The sequence below is a fragment of the Methylobacterium sp. W2 genome (assembly GCF_020662345.1).
In the GTDB taxonomy this organism is placed as follows: Bacteria; Pseudomonadota; Alphaproteobacteria; order Rhizobiales; family Beijerinckiaceae; genus Methylobacterium.
Window position 1 is genome coordinate 1 of record NZ_VMOA01000021.1, and the last position, 22,654, is coordinate 22,654.

Here is a 22,654-nt window from a genome sequence, read left to right on the forward strand (position 1 = left end):
CCGGCGGGCCTACATTCTCGACGCGGCGCTGCAGCCGGTGCCGGTGGGGGTGACCGGCGAACTGCATCTGGGCGGTGACGGTCTGGCGCGGGGCTATCTCGGCCGGGCCGGGCAGACGGCGGACCGGTTCATCCCCGACCCGTTCCCGGACCTGTCGGGGCGGGACGGCGGGCGTCTGTACCGCACCGGGGATCTGGCGCGCTGGCGGGCGGACGGGACGGTGGAGTATCTCGGCCGGGCGGACGCGCAGGTGAAGCTGCGCGGGTTCCGGATCGAGCTCGGCGAAGTCGAGGCGGCGCTGCTGGCGCAGGAGACCGTGGCGGGGGCGGCGGCGGCTTTGCGCCAGGGCCCGGCGGGTGCGCTGCTGGTGGCCTATGCGGTGGCGGCGCCGGGTGCGACCCTCGACGCGGGCGCGATCCGGGCGGATCTGGCCCGGCGGTTGCCGGACTACATGGTGCCGAGCCGGATCGTGGCGCTGGAGCGGTTGCCGCTGACGCCCAACGGCAAGCTCGACCGTGCGGCCCTGCCGGAGCCCGCGCCCCTGGCCGAGGCGCTGACCGCAGCCTCGCGCCCGCTCACCCCCACCGAGGCCATCGTCGCCGACATCTGGGCCAAGGCCCTCGGCCTCCCCGCCATCCCGCCCGACCAGAACTTCTTCGAGGCCGGGGCGAACTCGCTCACCGCCCTGCGCGTGCTCACCGCCCTCGGCGCGGCGTTCCCCGAGCGCAGCCCGACCATCGCCGACATCTTCAACAACCAGAGCGTCGAGGCTCTGGCCGCCGCGCTCACCGCCGATTCCGTCGGCACCGCGCAGGTGGTGCGCCTGCGGGCGACGGGCGATCGGCCCATGCTCTACTGCTTCCCCGGCCTGATGGTGAACACCCGCGAATATGCGCCCCTGGTCCGTCGCCTCGGGCCGGACCAGCCGGTCACCGGCTTCGTCTGCTACTCGCTGACCGATGCGCGCAAGAGCGTCGTCTCGGTGGAGGACATCGCCGCGCGCTACGCGGAGATCATCGAGAAGGAGAGCGCCGGGCGCCCCTGCGCCATGCTCGGCTGGTCCTGGGGCGGCGTCCTCGCCTACGAGGCGGCGCGGATGCTGGGCTCGCGCATCGATCTCTCCTTCGTCGGCATGCTCGACGTCTGCGACATCGATGTGAGCTTTGCCGTCGGTGCCCTGCCGGTGCTGACGCCGGAGCATCGCCGCCGCCTTCAGGACAGCGTCGCGTCCTGGCTGGAGCGCTCGCCGATGCGGGCCGACTGGGAGGACCTGTTCCGGCGCATGGACCCGGAACTCACCGAGCAGTTCCTCGCCTATGTGGCGGCCGCCCCCGACCCGCTGCCCCTCGATGGGCCCGGCGTCGGCAGCAAGGAATATGAACTCTGGACCTTCGTCGACAACACGCTGCTGTACCGCCGCTACCGGGCGCAAGGCTTCGATTGCCCGATCCGGGTCTGGCTCGCCGGCAAGTCGGTGGAGCGCGGCCTCAACCACGTGGATTGGGGCCGCTACTCCAACCGGGTGGAGCAGGTGACCGTGATCCCCGACGTCACCCACCGGGAGATCGTGGATTCCACGATGTTCCACGACAGTTTCGCGGCTTCCCTATTATGACCGAGCCGCTTCACTCGGCCTGCACCGCCCTTTCGCGCGGGCACCACGGGTCCCCTCTCCTGGAAGGAGAGGGACAGGGTGAGGTGTGTGACCTCCTCGGAGAGGGACCACACCTCACCCCAACCCTCTCCTTCCAGGAGAGGGAGCCCGTCGCGCCTCATGTCGAACCCTTTTGGATAGAGGGAACAGCCATTGAGCAAATGGGTGAATCCGGTGGCTTGTGGAGAAAGATTAGAAGTGGGGGTGGCTCCGCCAGCCTCCGCAGCACGCAGGGCACCCCAACACCCCCACCTCCAACTCTTCCCCACATGCTCGACGGATCTCGGGCAGGCCCGAGATCCACGGGGGAGGAGAGCCGCGCAACCCGCGACATGCGCGAATGCCGTAGGCGCGGACGGGGAGAGGGGGCAGCCGGTCCATCGACGTTAGATCGCGCCCGGCGCGAACACCATCAGCGTCGGGCTCGCCGCCACGGTGAAGCCGAGGCCGCCATAAAGCCGTTCCACATGGCCGCCGGCCACGCATTGGAGCATCATCGTCTCCGCGCCCGCCTGTCGGGCGCTCGCCATCGCCGCCCGCGTGACCAGGGCGCCGAGGCCGTGCCCGCGGCGCGTCGCGAGGCTGCCGACATTGTAGAGCCCGGCAAGGCGACCCGCCCGGTAGACCGAGGCACAGGCCACCGGAACGCCGTCCGCGCTGATGGTGAGGTGGCGCGTCTCGACCCCCTCGACGGGCCGGGCGTTGCGCAGCACCGGCAGGAAGACCGCCTCGGCGATCGCGTTCACGCCCGCATCGTCGTAGAGGCCGCCGCAGACCGAAAGGTAGCCCTCACCGGGGGCGGCCGCCGCCTCCGTCGCGAGGGTCAGCCCCTCCGGCATGGCCGGCGCCTGCGCGTCCCGGCAATCGCCCAGCATCCAGCGTGTCGGGAAGGCCGCCTGCAGGTCCGGATGGGCGCCGAGCGCGTCCCCGTCCCCGTCCCCGCCCTGGTGGACGAGGAGGGCCGGAAGCCGGCCGCGCCGCGCGGAGGTCGCCCGGACCCAGCCGAGGTCCGTGGTCTCGACGCCGACGTTGAAACCCGGCTCGGGGATCGCGTTCGACCAGAGGTAGCGCCCGCCATCCGGCGTGGTTTCGATGTCCGAGACGTAGCAGCCCGCCTGCATCAGGCAATGGGCATCGAGCATCTCGCGAAAATCGACATCGTTCATGCATTCTCCCGTCTTGGTTCGATGGCGGCAAGACCTGACGCGTCCTGTTTCTTGCTGGATTCAGGTGCCGTTCGCGTGCTGATATGGGATGTCGCCCCAATTTGTCGACGTTCAGCCGATAGATATGGCGTCTTTGCAAATGTAACGATAAGAATCTGGGGGGGATTATCTATGCGGGCTGAGTGTGTTCCTATCGGCGCATACGAGAGGTCGAATTTTTAGCCTGCCTGTGGCGGGCTTTGCACTCGCGGATTCGGGATCGCGGAATCAGGATCGGCGCGTTGCCGGGTTGCGAACTCACGGTGACGAAAGCGTGGAAAGCATTCTTATGATGGTGGTTTTTCTATCAATTATAAATAATCGATCCGGTGTGCTCCGATGAAGTCAATCACCTTGTTTTGCGTTGCATGTCCGTCCGTCCTCGTTTACGGCCACCCGCCGATCCTCGGACAGACTTCGCGCCGCCCCGCCATCGTGGAGAACATCCCGTGACAGCCATGGCTTCCGAAGCCCAGGTGCGCCTCGCCGATGCCGGGCGTTACATCGCGGACCTGTGCGAGCATTTCCTCGAACACGATATCCCCGTGCTCCACGAACCGGGACGCGGCCGGGTCGAGTTCGATGTCGGCACCGGCACCCTCGTGGCCGCCGAAGGCCTGCTCGCCCTGAAGGCGGAGGCCACCGACGAGACCTCCCTCGCCGTGGTCAAGTTCATGCTCGCCTCGCATCTCCAGGAGCTTCCCGGCGCCACGGACGCGTCCATCGTCTGGGCCGGCGACGGCTGCGCGGACGAGACGATCCCGAGCCTGCGCGAGGTCCATGTGCGCCGCGTCGTCGATCTCACGCCGCATATGCGCCGGATCACCTTCGTCGGCACGGACCTGGCGCGCTACGACGCGTTCGACATGCATGTGCACGTCATCATCCCGCCCGCCGGCCATGCACCGCAATGGCCGGTGCCGGGGATCGACGGCATCCCGGTCTGGCCGCAGGGGGAGGGCGCGCCCTCCATGCGCACCTACACGATCCGCCGCATCGACGCGGCGGCGGGCGAGATCGACATCGACTTCGTCATGCATCACGACGCCGGCCCCGGCGCCTCCTTCGCCAAGCGCGCCAAGGCCGGGGACGTGGTCGGCCTGCTCGGCCCCGGCGGCCGCAGCGTCGGCGCGGCGGAGTGGTATTGTCTTGCCGCCGACGAGACCGGCCTGCCGGCCATCGGTCGCATCCTCGGGCGGCTGCCGGGCCATGTCGGCGGGGTCGCGGTGATCGAGGTCGACGGGCCGGCCGACGAGCAGGCGCTCGACCGGCCGGACGGGGTGGAACTGCGCTGGCTCCACCGCAACGGCGCGGCGCCCGGCACGACGACGCTGCTGGCGGATGCGGTCCGGGCGATCCCGTTCCCGAAGGATCGCACGGTCTTCGCCTGGGCCGGCTCGGAATTCGATGCGTTCAAGGCCCTGCGGGCGCATTGGCGCAAGAGCTGTGGCCTCACCCGTGACCAGCATCTCGCCGTGGCCTATTGGCGGCGCGGCGCCGACGAAGACGCCAAGGACGAGGATTGAAGCGTGAGCGCCAGGAAAGTCCTATCAAAGAGCGTCATCCGGGGCGGAATGGCACCATGATGCTCGACCTGTCTCCCCTGCGCGCGAGCCGGGGGTTCCAGCTGCTCTATGCGGCGCGGGCCGCCTCGTTCCTCGCCTTCGGGGTGCTCGGCGTCGCCGTGAGCCTGCAGATGTACGCGCTCACGTCGTCGTCGCTGCAGGTGGCGTTCCTCAACGCCGCCGTGGCCGCGTCGATGGGGCTGGCGCTCATCGTCGGCGGCTGGCTCGCCGACAGCTACGACCGCCGCGCGGTGATGGTCTGGTCGCGCACGGCGCATCTCCTCACCATCCTGATCCTCATGGCCAACGCCGCCCTCGCCGAACCGATGGTCTGGCCGATCTACGCGGCGGCGGTGGTCGGCGGCTCGACCTTCGGCTTCGGCATGCCGGCGATCATGGCCGCCACCCCGGCCCTCGTCGGGCGCGAGCACCTGTCGGGGGCCGCCGCGCTCACGGCGGTCGCGGCGCAGGCGGGCGCCATCGCCGGGCCGTTCCTGGCCGGGGCGATCACCGCTGGCGCGGGCCTCGTCGCCTGCTACGGAATCGTGGCGCTCATCTCCGGCATCACCCCGATCGTGCTCGCCTTTCTGCCCCCCCTGCCGCCGCTGGCCGGGCCGTCCGCCGGGGCGCCTCTCCCCGTCCTTGCCGCCGACGAGGCCGGCTTCATGGGCGGCTTGCGCTACATCGCCCGCTCGCCCCTGGTCCTGAGCCTTCTCCTCGTCGATCTCGTCGCCCTGGTCTTTGCCGTACCCTACGTGCTGCTGCCCGAACTCGCGACGCATGGGCTCGGCGAAGGGCCCGACAGCATCGGCCTGCTCTATGCCGCCCCCTCGGTCGGCGCGCTCTTCGGCGCCCTGGCCTCGGGCCGGGCGGGGGCGAGCCCGTTCGCGGGGCGCTGGCTGGTCGCCTGCGTCGCGATCTGGGCCTGCGCCTGCATTGTGCTGGGCTTCAGCGACGGCATGGTCCCGGCTCTCCTCTGCCTCGCCACCCTCGGCGCAGCCGCGAGCCTCGCCGGCATCCTGCGCGCGGCGCTGATCCAGCGGGCGACCCCGGACGCGATGCTCGGCCGGGTGTCGAGCCTGTGGGTGCTGGAGGAGACGATCGGCCCGGCGCTCGGCGGCATGCAGGCGGGGACCACGGCCCATCTCGCCTCGGCACGGATCGCCATGGCGGCGGGGGGCGGTCTGTGCCTCGCCGCCACCGCCGCCATCGCGGCGCTGACGCCCGCCCTCCGGGATGCGAGCCTCGCACCGGAGGGGAAAAGGAAGGCCGACGATCTCGCCCTGGCTGCTGTTGATGTCCGCTAGAAGGGCCGTTGTCGGTCTGGCGGCTTGCCTCCTCGTGCTGGCCTGTCTGCCCGCGCGCGCGGAAAATAAGATGCCCGCGCAGCCCCGCGTCGCCGCCCTCGACTGGAGTGCGGTGGAACTGCTCCTCGGCCTCGGCATCGTCCCGGTGGCGGTGACACAGCCCGGGAACTACAACCGCACCGTGGTGGCGCCGGCGCTCCCCGAGGGCGTGGTCGATCTCGGCCTCGTGGTGGAGCCGAACCTCGAAGTGCTGGCGAGCCTGAAGCCGGACCTGATCCTCGCCAACCCGATCCAGGTGGCGACGCAAGGGGCCTTCCTGGCGCGGATCGCCCCGACGGAGGCGGTCTCCATCGCCAATGCCGGGGGCGATCCCTACGAGCGGGCGAAGGCGGAGACCATGCGCATCGCCCTGCGGCTCGGCCGTGTCGATGAGGCCAAGGCCCTGGAGGCGCGGACCGAGGCGACTCTCGCCGAGGCGGCGGCGAGCGCCTGCCCGGCCGAGAGACATCCGACCTACCTCGTCTGGATCGTCGATCACCGCAACATCGTGGTCTACGGCCGCACCAGCCTGTTCCAGACCGTGCTCGACCGCCTCCACATCCCGAATGCCTGGACCGGCGCCAGCAACGCCTCCGGCTTCACGGCGGTGGGGATCGAGCAGCTCGCCACCGGGTCGGCCGATGCGCGCATCGTCCATATCGGGCCGATCCAATCCGACGCCGCCAGGGCGCTGGCCGGCAGCCGGCTCTGGCAGACGTTGCCGCCGGTGCGCGAGCATCATGTCGACGTGGTGGCCCCGGTCTGGTTCTACGGTGGCCTGCCGGCCATCGCGCGTTTCGCCGAGCTGATGACCGATCTCGCCAAGCGGGATTGCCCCCGTGGCTGAGGTGGATCTGGCCGAGCCCCGCCTCGAGGCCCTCGCGCCGCGCCGGTCGCGGATCGGCGGGACGGCGCTCCTCATCGGCGCGGTGGCCCTCGTCGCCGGGCTCCTCACCCTGCGCACGCTCACCGCCGACATGGCGCTGGGCCCGGCCCTGAAGGCCCTGTGGAGTCCCGACTGGACCGACATCGCCCAGGTGATCCTGCACGAGAGCGTGCTGCCGCGGATCGTCACCGCCTGGCTCGCCGGCGCCGCCCTCGCTTTGTCGGGGGTGGTGCTGCAGCAGGTGCTGCGCAATCCCCTCGCCTCGCCCTCGACGCTCGGCATCTCGGCCGGGGCGCAGCTCGCCTTGGCGTTGGCGTCCCTGTTCGCGCCCGGCCTGTTCTCGCAAGGACGGGAGGCGGTGGCGCTTTCGGGCTCCGCCCTGGCGGTGCTCGCGGTCTTCGCCCTTGGCCGTGCCAGGGGCTTCGCCCCCCTCGCGCTGCTGCTGGCCGGCCTCGTGGTCGAGCTCTATTGCGGGGCGATCCAGACCCTCCTCGTGATCCTGCACCAGGAGCGGCTGTTCGGCCTGTTCGTCTGGGGGGCGGGGTCGCTCGCCATGAACGATTGGAGCGCCCCGGCCTATCTCGCGCCCCGCCTCGCTGTGGCCGCCCTCCTGGTGGCGCTGATGGTACGGCCCTTGTCCGTGCTCGACCTCGACGAGGCGAACGCCAAAAGCCTCGGCCTCTCCCTCGGCCGGGTCCGGTTCCTCGCCGTGGCCGTCGCGGTGGCGCTCGGCGGCTTCGTGGTGGCGGGGGTGGGCGTCATCGGCTTCGTCGGGTTCGCCGCGCCGATCCTCGTCCGCCTCACCGGCACGCGCACCCTGCGCGACCGTCTCGTCGCCGCGCCCCTGCTGGGCGCGGCCCTGATCTGGCTCACCGATTCCGTGGTGCTGGCGCTCGCCCCCATCGCGCAGGTGCCGACCGGGGCGCTCGCCGCCCTCGTCGGCGTGCCGATGCTGCTCTGGCTGCTGCCGCGCTTGCGCGGCGTCGGCTCCCTGCATCACCCGGAGGACGGCGCCTCGGCCCGGATCGCACGGCCCTGGCGCCTGGTCCTCGTGGGAGCGGTGTCGCTGGCCGTCCTCGTCTTCATCGCCTTGACACTCGGCCGTGACATGGCCGGCTGGCACTGGAGCTTCGGGGCCGGTCTCGACGAGTTGATGCCCTGGCGCCTGCCCCGCATCGCCGCCTCGCTCGCAGCCGGCGCGATGCTGGCCATGGCCGGAACGCTGCTGCAGCGCCTCACCGGCAATCCCCTGGCGAGTCCCGAAGTGCTCGGCATCAGTTCCGGGGCCGCCCTCGGCCTCGTCGCAATCACGATCGTCCTCGGCACGCCGGACCGGATGGCACTCCTCGGCGCGGGCAGCCTCGGGGCGCTGGCGACCCTCGTGGCGATCCTGAGCCTCGGCCGTCGTGCCGACACCGCGCCCGAGCAGATGCTGCTGGCCGGCATCGGCCTCACCACAGGCTTTGGCGCCCTCCTCACCATCCTGATGATCAGCGGCGATCCCTCCGTGGTGATGCTGCTCGGGTGGACGGCGGGCTCCACGGCGCGGGTGGCGCCGGAGGATGCCGTGGCCGCCCTCGGAATCCTCGGCCTCGGGGCCGCCTGCCTTCCCGCGATGACCCGCTGGCTCGACCTCCTCCCCCTCGGCGCTCCGACGGGCCGCTCGCTGGGGCTCGATCTTCGCCGCAGCCGCCTCGCCATCCTCATCGTGGCGGCGATCCTCACCACCGCAGCGACCCTGGTGGCGGGGCCGTTGAGCTTCGTCGGCCTCGTCGCGCCTCAAGTGGCGCGGTTGACCGGCCTCACCCGCGCGGCGCCGCAGCTCGCCGGTGCGGCGCTCGTCGGCGCGCTCATCATGGTCGCGGCGGATTTCGTCGGGCGGATGGCGTTCTTCCCCTACCAGCTGCCGGCCGGATTGGTGGCGACCCTCGTCGGCGGCCCGTTCCTGATGTGGCTCCTGGCCCGTCGCTGAGCGTGCCCCACGAAACTCCCGGTCAGGGTGGATTGCGCCCGGAGCACGACGGCGCAACGGGAGCTTTGTGAGAGGCACTGCGTCTCCCGGAACGATGTCATCGAGGCTCTTGGCTCGAATTGTTCCAAAGTAGGAATGTGCTCCTTAGGCAACGCAGTCACAACTTCGGTCATCGATTCGCAACTTCGCCTTGCTGTCAAAGACGCCGTGTGGATTTGTCTTACCGAGACTCGGTCTTTGTTTTTGAATCGTTCTACGCGATGCATCGGCAAGGACATCGCGCTCAGTCACGATCAAGTCTGTGCCGTATTTTCGACGATCAAGGTCTTCTCTATGTCTGATGGCATGTTGCTCTCCCCCGGCAAGTTCCCCCACAAAACCGTGAGTGGCGTGCGCTGTCTTGCCGGCGTCTCCACCGTGGCGATGCTCGCCATGGCCCCCGCCCTGTGGAGCGGGGAGGCCTTCGCCCAGGCCGCGGCGGGCGGCACGGCGGCGGTGCAGCTCGATACCTTGTCGGTGCAGGGCTCGGGAACTGGTTCGGGAGGCGGCAATGGCGGCGGCGTGACGGCTGCCAATTCGTACGTCGTGCCCAGGAGCACGTCCGGAACGAAGACCAACGCGACCCTGCGGGAGATCCCCCAGTCCGTTTCCGTCGTGACACAGAAGCAACTCGAGGATCGCGGCGCCGAGAACCTCGCGGACGCGCTCGCCTACAGCGCCGGCATCATCGCGTCGCCCCAGGGGCAGGATGGCCGTTTCGACCAGCTCATCATCCGTGGCTTCGATCAGACCCAGCGCGGCATCTACAAGGACGGGATGCGCCTGCCGCAGACGAGCTTCTCCGGCTTCCCGATCGAGCCCTACGGTGTGGAGCGCATCGACGTGCTGCGCGGTCCGACTTCGGGCCTGTTCGGGCTCAACGATCCGGGTGGCCTCGTCAACTTCATCACAAAGAAGCCGACGGTCGAGCCGCTGCGGGAAATCTTCAGTTCCTATGGCAGCTTCAACCGCAAGCAGTTCGGCTTCGACCTGAGCGGCCCGCTCAACCCCGAGAAGACGATCCTCTACCGGATCACCGGCCTGCTGCGCGAAGGCGGCACGCAAGTGGATTACACGCCGCTGGACCGGATCTACATCGCGCCCGCGGTGACCTTCGCGCCTTCGGCGGATACCAGCCTGACGGTGCTCGGCAATTATCAGAGAGACCGCACCGGCGACACCTTCCGCGCCATTCCGCGCGAATACACCAGGGGCAGCAATCCCTTTAAGTCGGAGATGCGCAGCCGCTTCCTAGGGGAGCCGGGCTTCTCGCGCTTCCTCGCCGAGCATTTCGAGGGCGGCTACCAGTTCTCGCATCGGTTCGACGATCATTGGACCGTGCGCCAGAACCTGCGCTACGCCCATGCCTCGACCGACTACAATGCGATCTATTCCACGGGCGTCACCAATCCGGCGATGCCCAACACCGTGACCCGCGAGGCTCAAACCTGGCTCGAGGATTACGGCGTCTTCACCGTTGATACCCAGATCCAGCACGATGCGCAGTTCGGTAATATCAAGAACACCGCCCTGCTCGGGGTCGATTACAGCAAGATCAATAATAAGAGTGACCAGTACGGCGGCACGAGCTTCGCCTTGCTCGGTGTCGGTCCGTTCGTCGGTCCGCTCAATATCCTCAACCCGGTCTACGGCCAGCCTGTCGCTCAACTTCCGCGTTCCCTCCTGTCACGATTGCAACAGGACCAGGTGGGCGTCTACGCTCAGGATCAGGTCAAGTTCTACGATCGATGGCTGCTCAGCATGAACGCCCGCTACGATTGGGTGACGACGAAGACCGACGCCCAGAACCCGGTCATCGATACCGTGCGCCAAATGCTCAACGCCATCCCGTTCCCGAATGGGATTCCCACGAGCTTCGGTGCGAACCAGGACGCGCAATCCTATAGTGGCCGCGTCGGGCTCTCGTATCTCTTCGATAACGGCCTGACGCCCTATGTCTCGGCGGCCCGCTCGTTCAACGTGCTTCCGGTCTTCCTTCAGAACAGCACGAGCGCGGTCGTCCCCGGTGTCGGTCCGGTGCCGCTGACCTACAACATCACGCCGGCCAAGCCCGAGATCGGCGAGACCATCGAGGCCGGCGTCAAGTTCCAGCCGCCGGGCCAAGCCACCTCGGTCCTCTTCTCCGTGTTCAACACGAAGAAAACCAACGCCCTGTTCTTTAACCCCAGCGATCCATTGCAGCAGGCCTTCTACCAAAACGGCGAAGTCGAGGTGAAAGGCTTCGAGAGCGAAGCCACCGTGGACCTCCTCGACGGCCTGAAGTTCATCTCGTCGCTCACGGTCCTGCAGGCCGAGGTGACGAAGGACGATGCGCCGGACGGCAATCCCAGCGCGGTTGGAAAGCGGCCGATCCAGGTGCCGAACTTCACCGCCGCCACTTGGCTCGATTACACGATCCAGACCGGGATGTTCCGCGGGCTCGGGATCGGCGGCGGTGTCCGCTACATCGGGGAATCGTTCGGCGATCCCCAGAACAACATCCGCGTGCCGGATTACGTCCTCTTCGACGCGTCGCTCCGGTACACCTACGAGAACTGGCGCTTCCAAGTGGCGGCCAACAACATCACGGACCGCGTCTATGTCGGCACCTGCTCGCAGCAGGTCAATTTTGTCGGCTGCAATTACGGCGAGGGCCGTCGCGTGACGGGCTCCGTCACCTACCGCTGGTAGGCGACACGCATCCGATGAGATCGGCCCCGGATCGAAAGATCCGGGGCTTTTCTTTTGGGCTGTTGCCGTGACGTCGTTGACGCGGTCTCCCGCCCTCGACTAGCCTGAGGATGACGGTTCCTCTTTGGAGGATCAAAAGGGAACGCGGTGAGGATCTTGCGTCCGATGCCGCGGCTGCCCCCGCAACTGTAAGCGGCGAGTCCTTCATCAACACGTCACTGGGTGATCCACCTGGGAAGACGATGAGAGGGCGGCGACCCGCGAGCCAGGAGACCTGCCGTCAGTCGTGGTCACACGCGAAACGCATCGGGCGGGGTGTCCTGGTGGGGTGTCGGGGCGTTCGCATGTCGCGAACGCATCGGCTTCGTTCGCGGTGACGTGCCACTGCGCTGAGCCGCGCCCGCCGTCTGCCTGCGATGTCCGATCGTTCCCGTTCATTCCGTTGCCCTCTCGTTCCCGCCGAGGCGCGCGGCCCGACCGCCAGGTCCCGGTCGCGCCCATTGCCCTGCGATCGAGCTATTGTAACGTTATAACATACGATCTATCGAAGCGGATCGCTGGCGCCGGCCTGCCTTCACTCCGGTTTTCCCGAACATCATGACGTCTTCCACCTCCCCCCGCCTCCATCGCCTCGCAAACCTGCCGTCCCCTGCGGCGAGACCCGCCCGCCCCATCCTCCTCTCGCTCCTTGCCTCGACCCTGCTCACGGGGGCGGCGCGGGGCGAGCATACCGTCACCCTCGACCAGCTCACCGTGGAGGGGAGCGGGGTCAGCCTCACCCGGGCGAACCCCGTCGGCCTCAACCTGTCGACGCCCTCCCGCAGCGCCAGCCGCCTCGGCCTGACCCCCCTGGAGACGCCCGCCAGCATCGACGTCATCAGCGGCGAGACCGCCCGCATCCGGGGCCAGAACACGGTGGTCGAGGCGGTGACGCAGAACGCCACCGGCATCACCACCATCGCGTCACCCGGCAACGGCAACGGCGCCTTCTCCAGCCGGGGCTTTGCGGGGCCGAACTCGATCCAGCAGCTCTATGACGGCACCCGCCTGTTCGTGGGCGCCGGCACCGTGACCTTCCCGTTCGACACCTGGAACGTGGAGCGGATCGAGGTGCTGCGCGGCCCGGCCTCCGTGCTCTACGGCGACGGCGCCATCGGCGGCGTGGTCAACGTCGTCTCGAAGAAGCCGAGCTTCACGCCGATCCATGCCGCCCGCGCCGCCACCGGCTCGGACGGGCTGGCGCGCCTCGCCGTCGATCTCGGCGGTCCCATCGGCGATGCGGTGGCCTACCGCCTCAATGTCAGCGGCAACCGCGACGGCGGCTGGACCAGCCCGAACGGCGACTTCCGCAACCTTGCGGGCTCCGGCGCGCTGCTGTTCCAGCTCAACCCCGATCTCGCCGTCACTCTCAGTCACGATCTCGGCTACCAGGAGCCCGCGCGCTACTGGGGCACGCCGCTGGTCAATGGCCGGATCGTCCAGTCCCTGCGCAACAACAACTACAATGTCGACGGTTCGAAGATCGTCTGGTCCGACAACTGGACCCAGCTCAAGACCGAGTGGACGCCGAGCGCCGACATCACCATCCGCAACACCGCCTACCGCCTGCAGAGCCGGCGCCACTGGCTCGATGTCGAACAGTACCGGTTCAACAGTGGTACGGGACGGATCGACAGGTCCGATTACCTCGAAATCTACCACCAGCAGGAGCAGGTCGGGAACCGCTTCGACGCGGCCTTCAAGGGCAACGTGTTCGGCTTCCGCAACGAGTTCGCCATCGGATTCGACGTCAACCACGTGGAGTTCCGCCACACCAACAACTTCTCCAGCGCGGGCGGCAGCCTCGTCACCAGCGTCGATCCGTTCAACTACGATCCGGGCCTGTTCCCGGCCAATGGCCGCGCGAGCCCGGCCTATGCCACCAGCACCAACCAGGCTTCGGTCTTCGCCGAGAACCGGCTGATCCTCAGCGACCAGCTCTCCTTCCTCACCGGCGTGCGCTTCGATGCGCCGACCCTGCATCGCCGCAACCTCCAAACCGGGGCGACCTTCGAGCGCGCGTTCGAGGCCCTGAGCTACCGCTTCGGCCTCGTCTACAACCCGACGCCGGATTCGGCGCTCTACGTGCAATACGCCACCGCCACCGATCCGGTGGGAAGCCTGATCAGCCTGTCGCAAGCGAACGCCAATTTCGACCTCTCCACCGGCGAACAGATCGAGGTCGGGGCCAAGGGTCTTGCACTCGATGGCGCCCTCGAATGGACGGTGGCGGGCTACCGCATCGTCAAGGACAACCTGATCTCGGCGGTGCCGGGTCAGCCCACGCTCTCGACCCAGGTCGGCCAACAATCCTCGCACGGGGTGGAGGGGGCGCTTGCCCTGCGCCTGCCCGATGGCTGGCGCATCGACGCCAATCTCGCTCTGCTCCACGCGCAATACGACGAGTTCCGCGAGGGGGCGGTGTCCTATGCCGGCAACCAGCCCATCGACGTGCCCGAGCGCGTCGCCAATGTCTGGCTCAATTGGGCCTTCGCCCGTGACTGGGAGGCCCGGATCGGGCTGCAGAATGTCGGCCGGGTCTTCAGCGACTTCGCCAACACTGCGCCGCGGCCCGACTACACCCTGGCCCATCTCGGCCTCGACCATCAGGTCACCCCGGCCTCGCGCCTGAGCCTTCGCGTCTACAACCTGTTCGACAAGACCTACGCCATCAGCGGCAACGCCGTGGACGGCATCGGCACCAATTGGATCCTCGGGCGACCGCGCTCCTTCGAGGTCGCCTACAGCGTCGCGTGGTGAGCCTGCTGAAACGAGGGAAGCGGTGGCTGGTCCTCGGCCACCGCTGGCTCGGCATCGTCACCGGGCTGCTCTTCGCCCTGTGGATCGGCTCCGGGCTGGTGATGCTCTACGTGCCGTTTCCGAGCCTGACGGAGGCCGAACGTCTCGCGCATCTTCGCCCGATGGCGTGGGAGGAAGTCGCGGTCTCGCCGGACGAGGCCCTGGCTGCGTCGAGTGAGACCCGGATGCCCCGCAGCCTCGATCTGGAGATGCGCGGCGACGAACCGGTCTACCGGATGTCGGCCGGCAACGGCCGCCGCATCACCCTCTCCGCGCGAACCGGAACGCCGGCGGGGCCGGCCGATGCCGAGGCGGCCCGGCACCTCGCCGGGGCCGGTCCCGCCGCCTCGGTGGAGGAGGTGGAGCGCGACCAATGGACGGTGACCGCCCGCTACGATCCCCTGCGTCCCTTCCACAAGGTCGCCCTGAACGACGCGGCCGGCACCGAACTCTACGTCTCGCAAAGCACCGGCGAGATCGTCCTCGACACGACCCGGTTCGCGCGCGGCTGGAACTGGGTCGGCGCCGTCACCCATTGGGTCTATCTCACGCCGCTGCGCGCCCGCGCCGAGTTGTGGCGCGACGTGGTGCTGTGGCTCTCTGGCATCGCCGCCTTCACGGCCATCACCGGTCTCGTCCTCGGGATCTGGCGCCTGCGCCTGAGGCGGCGCTACGCGCACGGGCGCGTCACGCCCTATCGCGGGCTAGCGCGCTGGCACCACCTCGTCGGGCTCGTGGGCGGGATCGGGCTCACCACCTTCATCCTCAGCGGCTGGCTCTCCATGAACCCGAACCGCTGGTTCACCTCCCTGGCGCCGCCCGCCGACCTGCGCGCGGCCTATGCCGGGGCGGACAGCCCGGTCGGGCTGGATCTGGCGAGGCTGCGCGAGATCGGCACGCATGCGCCCCTCGGCCTCCATCTCCCGCGGATCGGCGGACGCTGGGTCACGATGGGGCGCGACCGCGCCGGCATGCGGGCGATCGGAGACGTCCCCGATTCCGCTCGGATCGCGGCGGCGGCCGGTCTCGCCATGGCGGGTGCGAGGCTGGAGGGCGTCGAACGCCTAGATTCCCATGACCTCTACTGGTCGCCGCTCACGAGCGCGACGCTCCCGGTCTTGCGCCTGCGCTTCGCCGACCCGGCCGCCACCTGGCTTCACATCGATCCGGGCAGCGGCGAGATCCTGAACCGGCTCGACCGGTCGGGCCGGACCAACCGCTGGCTGTTCACCGCCCTCCACCGCCTCGACCTGCCGGTCCTCGTCGGCCACCCGCCGGCGAGGGACGCGGCGCAATGGCTGCTGAACCTGCTCGCCGGAGCTTTGGTGGTCACGGGGCTGGTCATCGGCTGGCGGCGGCTGATCCTGAAGGCCGGCGCGCATCCTCCTCTCCCCGCTGCCCTACGGCCTTCACACATTTCGCGGTCAGCACGGGTCCCCTCTCCTGGAAGGCGAGGGACAGGGTGAGTGTGTGACCTCTCCGGAGAGGGACCACACCTCACCCCAACCCTCGCCTTCCAGGAGAGGGAGCCCGTCGCGCCTCATGCCGAGCTCTCTTGGATAGAGCCGCAGCCGTCGAGCAAATGTAGGAATCCAGCAGCTCCGCCGGCGCGGCGAGGCGCCAACCTCCAGATACAGGGGGGGGCTCGTCCGGAGGAGCGACATCCGGAGTCACCCCCTCACCCACGCCCTGACGGGCTCACGTCGCCTCCCGGCAAGGGGAGGACGACGCCCTCTCCCCGCCCGCGGGGAGAGGGCCGCGACGACCCCGTCGTCGGCGCGGCGAGGCGGCAGCCGGGGGTGAGGGGCCTCGTCCGGAGGAGCCACACCCGGAGAGACCCCCTCACCCTCGCCCTGCCGGGCTCACGTCGCCTCCCGGCAAGGGGAGGACGACGTCCTCTCCCCGCCCGCGGGGAGAGGGGTAGAGCGGGCTTTATTGCTGCTGGGCCTGCTGCGACTGGCGCATGAAGCTGTCGGGGGTGCCGGTTCCGTCCGAGACGAAGCGGATGTCGCGCGGTTCGCGGCGGGGCGTGTCGACGGAGAGGAACACCATCGGCTGCTCCAGGATCTCGGGCACCGAATGCACCACGCCGCGCTGGAACATCACCAGCTTGCCCGGCCCCACCTCCACCGCCGGCTCGTCGGCGAATTTCATCATGCAGCGGCCGGAGAGCACGTAGAGGTATTCGTCGCAGGAGGCGTGGCTGTGCGGCGGGGTCGGCGAATAGACCCGGAACACGCGGGCGCTTGCCGCCGGAACGTCGACGAAGCGGTGATCGGCCACCATGGTGGAACAGGTCTCGGGCAGGGTCGCCACGGCGGCGGCGACGTCGAACACCGCATGGGCGGCGGTGCTGGCCGGTGTCGAATCCTTGTCCATCGTGCGTCCTCGGGCTTGGGTCTGATTGTCGGCGCAGATTACCCGCTTTTCGCGCGCGCCCCAACGACGAAGCCGCGAGGGCCGGGGCTGCGAATGCGAGGCGATGCCGTCGCTCCCCGTCAGCGGTCGGCCCGCAACGCCTCCGCCATCCGCCTTAACGCCGGTGCGATGGCCCGCTCGGGCACGGAGGCGTAGCCGAGGAGCAATCCCTGCTCCGCCCGCGCAGCATCGGTGAAATGCGGCGCGAGCGCCGTGGTGGCGATCCCGGCGCGGGCGCAAGCGTCCACCGCGCGGAGATCGTCGAACCCCGCCCCGGCCGGGGGCCGGGCCACCAGATGCATGCCGCCGTCGCGGGGTGGCACCTCCAGCACATCGCCGAGGAGATCGCGGGCCGCGTCGACCAGAGCGGCCTGTCTCTGTCCGTAGAGACGCCGCGTCCGGCGCAGATGCGCGCCGAAATGGCCCTCCGCGATGAAGCGGGCGAGCGCGCCCTGTCCGAGGATCGAGGCGAAGCCGCCGCTGCCGGTGAGGGCGCGGCGCACGGGCTCCACCAGGATCTGCGGCAGGACGAGGTAGCTCATCTGCAGCGCGGGCAGGAGAACCTTTGAGACGCTGCCGACATAGAGAACGCGCCCGGCCCGGTCGAGGGCGTGGAGCGGCGCCAGCGGCCGCCCGGCATAGCGGTATTCGCCGTCGTAATCGTCCTCGACGATCCAGCCGTCCCGCGCCTCCGCCCAGGCCAGGAGGGCGAGGCGGTTCTCCAGGCTCATGGTGGCGCCGAGGGGATGGCCCTGGGCCGGTGTCACCACGGCGAGCCGCGCGGCCGGCTCCAGCTGCTGCGCCCGCGCGATCGAGAAGCCCGCCGCATCGCAGGGCACCGGGACCGTACGCAGGCCGGCCGCGCCCAAGGCATGGGCGAGGCCGGGAAAGCCCGGCTCCTCCAGATAGGCCGCCTCGCCGGGCTCGAGCAGAAGCTCCGCCAGCAGGCGCAGGCTCTGGCGGATGCTGGCGGTGACGATCACCGCCTCCTCGCCGCAGGCGACCCCGCGCCCGGCCGAGAGATAGGCCGCCAGTGCGCGGCGCAGGCGCGGATCGCCGAGGGGATGAGGGTGCGCGGGCGGGCCGGCCCGCCATTCGGCCTGGAGCAGGCGCGCCCAGGTTTCACGTGGAAACGCATCGAGGGCGGGACGGCCGAGGGCGAAGGCGTCGGGGATCGGGGCGTCGCCGGCCCCTTCTCGCGCCGCGGCCAGCGACGCCCCGCGCCGCGACAGCACGGGCGCCGTAGAGGAAGGAGCCGTGTGACCCGCCCCACCCCGTGGGACGAGGAGGTCGTCGGGCAGGGTGTCGGCCACGCGGGTGCCGGAGCCGGGGCGGGTGGTGAGGTAGCCCTCGGCGACGAGCTGCTCGATGGCAAGCAGGATCGTCCCCCGCGCGCAGCCGAGATCCCCGGCGAGGGTGCGGGACGACGGAAGACGGTCTCCGGGCGGCAGGCGTCCCGACAGGATGGCGTCGCGCACGGCCTCGCGCACCCGGCCGTGCAGGGAGGCATGTGCGCTAAGACCGTCGCCGCCGGGCGACGGGCCGAGGTCGAGCTGGAGCGGCAGGGCAGGGGGCCGTTTTGGGCTCGGTTTCAAACTGGTCCAGTGGTTTTGCGAAAACCGGATCTTCCGCGTGATCCGCTTCTCGTCAAGACAACGCTGGCCGGGCATCAAGCCGGCGGGAGACGCGCCATGTACGAACCGCCCCACTTCCGCACCGACGATAGCGCGGCCCAGGCCGCCCTCATCCGGGCCTGTCCGCTCGGCCTGCTGGTGAGCGCCGGCGCCGGCGGGCTGATGGCCAACCCCGTTCCCTTCCTCCTCGACGAGGGCGCGGGCGGAGAGCGCGTGCTCCGGGCCCATCTCGCCCGCGCCAACCCGCAATGGCGCGACCTCGACGGGCTTCCCGAATGCCTCGTGGTGTTCCAGGGGCCGGACCGCTACGTCACGCCCTCGTGGTACGCGACGAAGCGGGAGACCGGGAAGGTGGTGCCCACCTGGAACTACGCCACCGTCCAGGCGCGGGGCCGCCCGCGCGTGATCGAGGACGAGGCCTGGCTGCGGCGGCAGATCGACGACCTGACGCGGATGCAGGAGGCGGGGCGGGACGCGCCCTGGTCGGTGGCGGACGCGCCGCCGGCCTTCACGGCGGCGCAGATCCGGGGGATCGTCGGCATCGAGATTCCGATTGCGCGGCTCACCGGCAAATGGAAGGTCAGCCAGAACCGCACGGAGGCGGACCGGGCCGGCGTCGCGGCCGGATTGCGCCGGGACGCGGGCGGAGACGACGTGATGGCGGACCTCGTCGACAGGTTGGGAGTTCGGGCATGAGCGAGCGCGTGAATTCCTATGGCCAGCCGGTCGGCCCCGCCCTCGCAGGGTGGACCCCGCCGCCGCCCCCGCCGCGCGAGGCGATGCAGGGGCGGTTCTGCCGGATCGAACCCCTCGATGCCGAGCGCCATGCGGCCGACCTCTTTTCCGCCCTGGCGCACGACCCGGCGCGCTGGACCTACCTGCCCGGAGAGCCGCCGGCGGACGAGGCGGAATATCGTTCGAGGCTGGCGGGGATCGCCCAGAGCCGCGACCCGATGCATCACGCCATCCTCGACGCCGCCACCGGCCGCGCCCTCGGTCTGGCGGCCTATCTCAGGATCGAGCCGGCCCATGGCTGTATCGAGGTCGGCCATATCCAGTTCGGCCCCGGCCTCGCCCGGAACCCGGCCGGCACAGAGGCGATGGCCCTGATGATGGCCCGCGCCTTCGACCTCGGATATCGCCGCTACGAGTGGAAATGCGACAGCCTCAACGCACCCTCCCGCGCGGCGGCCCTGCGCTACGGCTTCACCTTCGAAGGCATCTTCCGCAACGCCATCGTCACCAAGGGGCGCTCACGCGACACGGCGTGGTTCGCGGTGACGGACGCGGACTGGCCCCGCCTGCGGGAGGCCTTCGCCGCCTGGCTCGCCCCGGAGAACTTTTGTGATGCGGGCCGCCAGCGCCGGAGCCTCGCGGCCCTGCGGGGGTGAACCTCATCCGACGATGGGAGCACCGCCCCGCGAAAGCCGGAGGTCGTCTCGGCCGCGTCTCACGATCGATCCGGCGCGATCATCCCCTGCATCATGAATAATCCCGTCCTGTTGCCGGGACGGCGCAGCGTCTCGGCGTGCGGCCGGCTAGGGAGTTGACGGGACCGGGGGACATCGGTGCCTCGGGCCGAAGGAAACACCCCGCCATGACGCCCGTGAGGATTGCCGTCGCGCTTCTTCTCGCCGCCTGTTCCTGCGCACCGGCCCTGGCCGGCTCCGAGGACGGCAAGGACAGCAAGAGCGGCGGTCAGGCGCGCTCGTCGAAGGCGGAGCCGCCGGAGACGAAAGAGGATGTCGACACCGAGCACCTGTTCGGCTTTACCGAAGGATCGGATGCCGGCGATAAGGGCCAGCAGGAGGTCGTCTTCGACAGCGTCTCGCGCATCGGCAAGCGCCGCGCCGGCCCGGGCCCGTCGCATTACCGGGCCTTCGACGCGCGCCTCGGCTACCAGTTCGATCCGATCGACCGCCTGAGCATCGAGTTCAGCGCGTTCGGCACTCTGCACCGGGTCCGCACCATCGCCGATCTCGACGACAAAGCCTTCGGCACGTTCGACGGCGCCTCGATCGACGTGAAGTACCAGTTCCTGAAGGGCTCGGCCGAGCAGCCCGTGGGCTTCGCCCTGGAGGTGAGGCCGCGCTTCACCCGCATCCTGCCGGTGGAAGGCAACGGCGCCGACGTCTTCGATCTCGAGACCCTGGCCCAGGTCGATGTCCAGATCGTGCCGAACACGCTCTGGTACGGCGGCAACGTCAGTTTCGAACCGGCGGTGGGGCGCCAGCGCGGCTCGGGCGAGGGCTATCGCTCCTCGACCTTCGTCTGGTCGAACGCCCTCGTCGGCAAGGTGGCGGACAAGACCTATCTCGGGCCGGAACTGCGCTACCTGCGCGGCTATGACGGGGCCTTCCTGAACCGGTTGGAGAGCGAGGCTCTGACCCTAGGCCCGGCCCTGCACCACCGCTTCACCGAGAAGGCCTGGATCACCCTGGCCTATGCCGGCCAGATCTGGGGGCGCGATGCCGACCCCGCCTTCGCACGGCGCGCCCTCGGCCTCGGCCAGTTCGAGCGCCACGCCGTCCGCCTCAAGCTCGGCCTGGAATTCTGACGTTGCGGAGGGGGAGTGGATGTTCGGGGCCTCCCGGCGGATCTCGGGTGGCCCGTTTCGGACGGCGTTTTCCTTCAGTCCGGCCCCGACCGCGAGCGCTATGTCGGCTTGGCCTCCTCCAGCCGCTTGCCGGCGGTCCCTGCCGACGCCGCCGCGAGCAGGGCTTTCCAGTCGTCGGGCGGGTTGCCCTTGGCGAGCATCCCCTTGAACTCGTGATAGGCGTCGGTTTTCGAGCCGTAGGTCCGTAGCGTCGTCTCGTCGTTCACCCAGGCAAAGATGATGACCTTCGTTTTGCTGTCGTAGCGAAAGAACAGCCGGAACCGGCCATTGCCGAATTTGGCCCGGAACCAATGCATCCGGGCCCTTCCGAGCGTGTCGCCCTGGCGATAGTCCTGCCGCGTCGGATCGGACGGGATCGTCTCGAAGATCAACCTGGCGAGCATCGCGAGGAGCTTCGCTTGCGCCGTGCCCCGATAGCCCTTCGGATCGGCCGCCTTGGCCGCGTCCACCGCCGCCGCCGCCCTCTCGAGCTGATCGAGCAGCAGAGGATGGGCGAAGACCGTCCAGCCGTCGATGACCATGGCTCAGAGCGTCACGTCGCCGTCGATATCCTCGTCGAGATCGACGGTCATTCCCGCCGTCAGGGCGGCCATGCGTTCCGCGAGGCCGGCGGGGAAGGCCGAAATCTGCGACGGATTGCGGGCCATGTCCTGCGCGAGGAAGCTCAGGAACCCGTCGATCACCGGGTCCGTCTCCTCCTCCGCCGCGAACAGGCTCACGCGACCGCCCTCGTCGATGACGTAGGCGATGTCGCCGCCGTAGCTCACGCCGAGCGCCTGACGCACGGCCTTGGGAATCGTCGTCTGGCCCTTCGAAGTGATCTTGCTTCGCTCGCGAACCAGAACCGCCATGACATCCTCCCTCGCACGGTAAGGAATTTACCTTACCAGAGTGAGGTCGGCAACACCGAGAAGCGGCTGAGGTTCGGAGACAGCCTCGACGTCCCGGTCCCCGCCACACGGTTTCCCCCCAAAACCCCCACCATGAAACGAGTTGATCTCTCGTGAGAGGTGAGAAAGAAGAGACCTTATAATTTCCGAGTGCGGGGTCCGGTTGTTCTCATGAAATACTTATTAGTATCATCTGAGAGCTTCGGCCCTGCCATCATCCGGCTGGTCTGATCATGAATGAACATCACAAGCACGCTTCGGTCGGGGTCGCACAGGCGATCTTCGACGGGATGCCGTCCGCCGACCGGGCGCGGGTCGAGGCGGAGGCCGCGAGCAAGGGCGTGAGCGCCTTGGAGATCGTGCGCCAATCCCTCGACATCCTGATCGCCGATGCCAAGCCGGCGACCAACGAGCGCGGCGGAGCGGGTTCGGCGCGGTGAGGGTCGTCGCGTCATGGATCGGCCGCTTTCGATGACGGTCCGTGCCCCTGGCATTGCGGGAGCACTCCTTCTGCTGTCGGCTCTGTCCGGCCCCGCGCAGGCGCAGAGGGTCGAGGACGGGTCCGACGCCGTCATCGGCAAGGCCGCGGCGGCCACGATCCTCTTCATGGTGGGCGAGCGTTTCGGCGCGCTCGACCCGAAGGTGACGGCGTTGCGCAAGGCGGAAGGGTCGTGGGTCTGCGGCTCGGTCAACGTGAAGAACCGGGACGGGCTCTATATCGGCGAGCGCGGCTTCGTGGCCGATCCGGCGAGCGCGTTCTTCGGCCGCGTCCCGGAGGGGCCGGAACTCCTCGACCCGCGCGCCGAGGGGTTCCAGGCCCTGGAGCGGATCAGGGAGTTGTATTTCGCGATGTGCCTGAACTGAGACGGGGCGTCCCGAAACCGCCCGATCCGGCGACA

General features: G+C 69.2%; 18 protein-coding genes and 1 riboswitch. Of the genes, 13 read left to right on the top strand and 5 right to left on the bottom strand.

The features are described from left to right. A partial coding sequence (locus tag FPV16_RS13260) for an alpha/beta fold hydrolase (protein WP_227438795.1) occupies nt 1-1,615 on the top strand: 1,615 nt, incomplete at its 5' end. 425 nt (nt 1,616-2,040) lie between these two features. On the opposite strand, the gene FPV16_RS13265 is transcribed toward FPV16_RS13260, so the two are convergent. Further along, the gene (locus FPV16_RS13265) at nt 2,041-2,820 is read right to left on the bottom strand and encodes a GNAT family N-acetyltransferase (RefSeq protein ID WP_227438797.1); all 780 of its coding nucleotides are present in this window, start codon (nt 2,818-2,820) and stop codon (nt 2,041-2,043) included. A gap of 497 nt (nt 2,821-3,317) precedes the next feature. On the opposite strand from FPV16_RS13265, the gene FPV16_RS13270 reads away from it, so the two are divergent. From FPV16_RS13270 to FPV16_RS13300, 7 genes are all read left to right on the top strand, one after another. Beyond that, nucleotides 3,318-4,385: a siderophore-interacting protein gene (locus tag FPV16_RS13270; protein ID WP_227438798.1), complete on the top strand. Its 1,068-nt coding sequence runs from the start codon at nt 3,318-3,320 to the stop codon at nt 4,383-4,385. A 56-nt stretch (nt 4,386-4,441) separates the two neighbouring features. Continuing rightward, nucleotides 4,442-5,731 (top strand): MFS transporter, encoded by a 1,290-nt coding sequence (locus FPV16_RS13275; RefSeq protein ID WP_227438800.1) that lies wholly within the window; start codon nt 4,442-4,444, stop codon nt 5,729-5,731. Nucleotides 5,732-5,801: 70 nt separating this feature from the next. Continuing rightward, nucleotides 5,802-6,617, top strand: a complete 816-nt coding sequence (locus FPV16_RS13280; protein ID WP_227438802.1) for an ABC transporter substrate-binding protein — start codon at nt 5,802-5,804, stop codon at nt 6,615-6,617. Next, entirely contained in the window at nt 6,610-8,628 is a 2,019-nt protein-coding gene (gene fhuB / locus FPV16_RS13285; protein ID WP_227438804.1) for a Fe(3+)-hydroxamate ABC transporter permease FhuB, read from the top strand. Before FPV16_RS13280 ends, fhuB begins: the two co-directional genes overlap by 8 nt. Nucleotides 8,629-8,973: 345 nt before the next feature. Further along, on the top strand, nt 8,974-11,358 hold the full coding sequence (locus FPV16_RS13290; RefSeq protein ID WP_227438806.1) for a TonB-dependent siderophore receptor: 2,385 nt from the start codon (nt 8,974-8,976) through the stop codon (nt 11,356-11,358). 97 nt (nt 11,359-11,455) lie between these two features. Next, a riboswitch (cobalamin riboswitch) is annotated at nt 11,456-11,655 on the top strand. Nucleotides 11,656-11,955: 300 nt separating this feature from the next. Further along, complete coding sequence (locus FPV16_RS13295; protein WP_227438808.1) at nt 11,956-14,157, top strand: TonB-dependent receptor; 2,202 nt, start codon at nt 11,956-11,958, stop codon at nt 14,155-14,157. Further along, entirely contained in the window at nt 14,151-15,662 is a 1,512-nt protein-coding gene (locus FPV16_RS13300; RefSeq protein WP_227438815.1) for a PepSY domain-containing protein, read from the top strand. Before FPV16_RS13295 ends, FPV16_RS13300 begins: the two co-directional genes overlap by 7 nt. Before the next feature lie 466 nt (nt 15,663-16,128). Here the strand turns inward: FPV16_RS13300 and FPV16_RS13305 are convergent, their stop codons facing one another. Continuing rightward, the gene (locus FPV16_RS13305) at nt 16,129-16,575 is read right to left on the bottom strand and encodes a cupin domain-containing protein (protein WP_227438817.1); all 447 of its coding nucleotides are present in this window, start codon (nt 16,573-16,575) and stop codon (nt 16,129-16,131) included. A gap of 119 nt (nt 16,576-16,694) precedes the next feature. Further along, nucleotides 16,695-18,209, bottom strand: coding sequence for a PLP-dependent aminotransferase family protein (locus FPV16_RS13310; protein ID WP_319802242.1), 1,515 nt, complete (start codon nt 18,207-18,209; stop codon nt 16,695-16,697). 96 nt (nt 18,210-18,305) lie between these two features. Here FPV16_RS13310 and FPV16_RS13315 point away from each other — a divergent pair, with 96 nt between their 5' ends. From FPV16_RS13315 to FPV16_RS13325, 3 genes are all read left to right on the top strand, one after another. After that, complete coding sequence (locus FPV16_RS13315; protein WP_227438821.1) at nt 18,306-18,944, top strand: FMN-binding negative transcriptional regulator; 639 nt, start codon at nt 18,306-18,308, stop codon at nt 18,942-18,944. Beyond that, nucleotides 18,941-19,639, top strand: coding sequence for a GNAT family N-acetyltransferase (locus FPV16_RS13320; RefSeq protein WP_227438823.1), 699 nt, complete (start codon nt 18,941-18,943; stop codon nt 19,637-19,639). Before FPV16_RS13315 ends, FPV16_RS13320 begins: the two co-directional genes overlap by 4 nt. Before the next feature lie 206 nt (nt 19,640-19,845). Further along, entirely contained in the window at nt 19,846-20,805 is a 960-nt protein-coding gene (locus tag FPV16_RS13325) for a hypothetical protein (RefSeq protein WP_227438824.1), read from the top strand. 98 nt (nt 20,806-20,903) lie between these two features. Here FPV16_RS13325 and FPV16_RS13330 read toward each other — a convergent pair whose 3' ends face one another. Continuing rightward, the gene (locus tag FPV16_RS13330) at nt 20,904-21,386 is read right to left on the bottom strand and encodes a type II toxin-antitoxin system YhaV family toxin (RefSeq protein WP_227438826.1); all 483 of its coding nucleotides are present in this window, start codon (nt 21,384-21,386) and stop codon (nt 20,904-20,906) included. Between the two features lie 3 nt (nt 21,387-21,389). Further along, entirely contained in the window at nt 21,390-21,716 is a 327-nt protein-coding gene (locus tag FPV16_RS13335) for a type II toxin-antitoxin system PrlF family antitoxin (protein ID WP_227438828.1), read from the bottom strand. 272 nt (nt 21,717-21,988) lie between these two features. Between FPV16_RS13335 and FPV16_RS13340 the strand changes: the two genes are divergently transcribed. Both FPV16_RS13340 and FPV16_RS13345 read left to right on the top strand, forming a co-directional pair. Next, nucleotides 21,989-22,195 (top strand): hypothetical protein, encoded by a 207-nt coding sequence (locus FPV16_RS13340; RefSeq protein WP_227438830.1) that lies wholly within the window; start codon nt 21,989-21,991, stop codon nt 22,193-22,195. A 31-nt stretch (nt 22,196-22,226) separates the two neighbouring features. Next, a complete protein-coding gene (locus tag FPV16_RS13345; protein WP_227438832.1) occupies nt 22,227-22,619 on the top strand; it encodes a hypothetical protein in 393 nt (130 codons plus the stop codon). Nucleotides 22,620-22,654: the final 35 nt, after the last annotated feature.

Excerpts from the sequence above, each read along its gene's own strand:
- FPV16_RS13265 (WP_227438797.1), bottom strand. The coding sequence starts at position 2,820 with ATGAACGATGTCGATTTTCGCGAGATGCTCGATGCCCATTGCCTGATG.
- FPV16_RS13270 (WP_227438798.1), top strand. The coding sequence starts at position 3,318 with ATGGCTTCCGAAGCCCAGGTGCGCCTCGCCGATGCCGGGCGTTACATC.
- FPV16_RS13275 (WP_227438800.1), top strand. The coding sequence starts at position 4,442 with ATGATGCTCGACCTGTCTCCCCTGCGCGCGAGCCGGGGGTTCCAGCTG.
- FPV16_RS13280 (WP_227438802.1), top strand. The coding sequence starts at position 5,802 with ATGCCCGCGCAGCCCCGCGTCGCCGCCCTCGACTGGAGTGCGGTGGAA.
- FPV16_RS13290 (WP_227438806.1), top strand. The coding sequence starts at position 8,974 with ATGTTGCTCTCCCCCGGCAAGTTCCCCCACAAAACCGTGAGTGGCGTG.
- FPV16_RS13295 (WP_227438808.1), top strand. The coding sequence starts at position 11,956 with ATGACGTCTTCCACCTCCCCCCGCCTCCATCGCCTCGCAAACCTGCCG.
- FPV16_RS13305 (WP_227438817.1), bottom strand. The coding sequence starts at position 16,575 with ATGGACAAGGATTCGACACCGGCCAGCACCGCCGCCCATGCGGTGTTC.
- FPV16_RS13315 (WP_227438821.1), top strand. The coding sequence starts at position 18,306 with ATGTACGAACCGCCCCACTTCCGCACCGACGATAGCGCGGCCCAGGCC.
- FPV16_RS13320 (WP_227438823.1), top strand. The coding sequence starts at position 18,941 with ATGAGCGAGCGCGTGAATTCCTATGGCCAGCCGGTCGGCCCCGCCCTC.
- FPV16_RS13325 (WP_227438824.1), top strand. The coding sequence starts at position 19,846 with ATGACGCCCGTGAGGATTGCCGTCGCGCTTCTTCTCGCCGCCTGTTCC.
- FPV16_RS13330 (WP_227438826.1), bottom strand. The coding sequence starts at position 21,386 with ATGGTCATCGACGGCTGGACGGTCTTCGCCCATCCTCTGCTGCTCGAT.
- FPV16_RS13335 (WP_227438828.1), bottom strand. The coding sequence starts at position 21,716 with ATGGCGGTTCTGGTTCGCGAGCGAAGCAAGATCACTTCGAAGGGCCAG.
- FPV16_RS13340 (WP_227438830.1), top strand. The coding sequence starts at position 21,989 with ATGAATGAACATCACAAGCACGCTTCGGTCGGGGTCGCACAGGCGATC.
- FPV16_RS13345 (WP_227438832.1), top strand. The coding sequence starts at position 22,227 with ATGACGGTCCGTGCCCCTGGCATTGCGGGAGCACTCCTTCTGCTGTCG.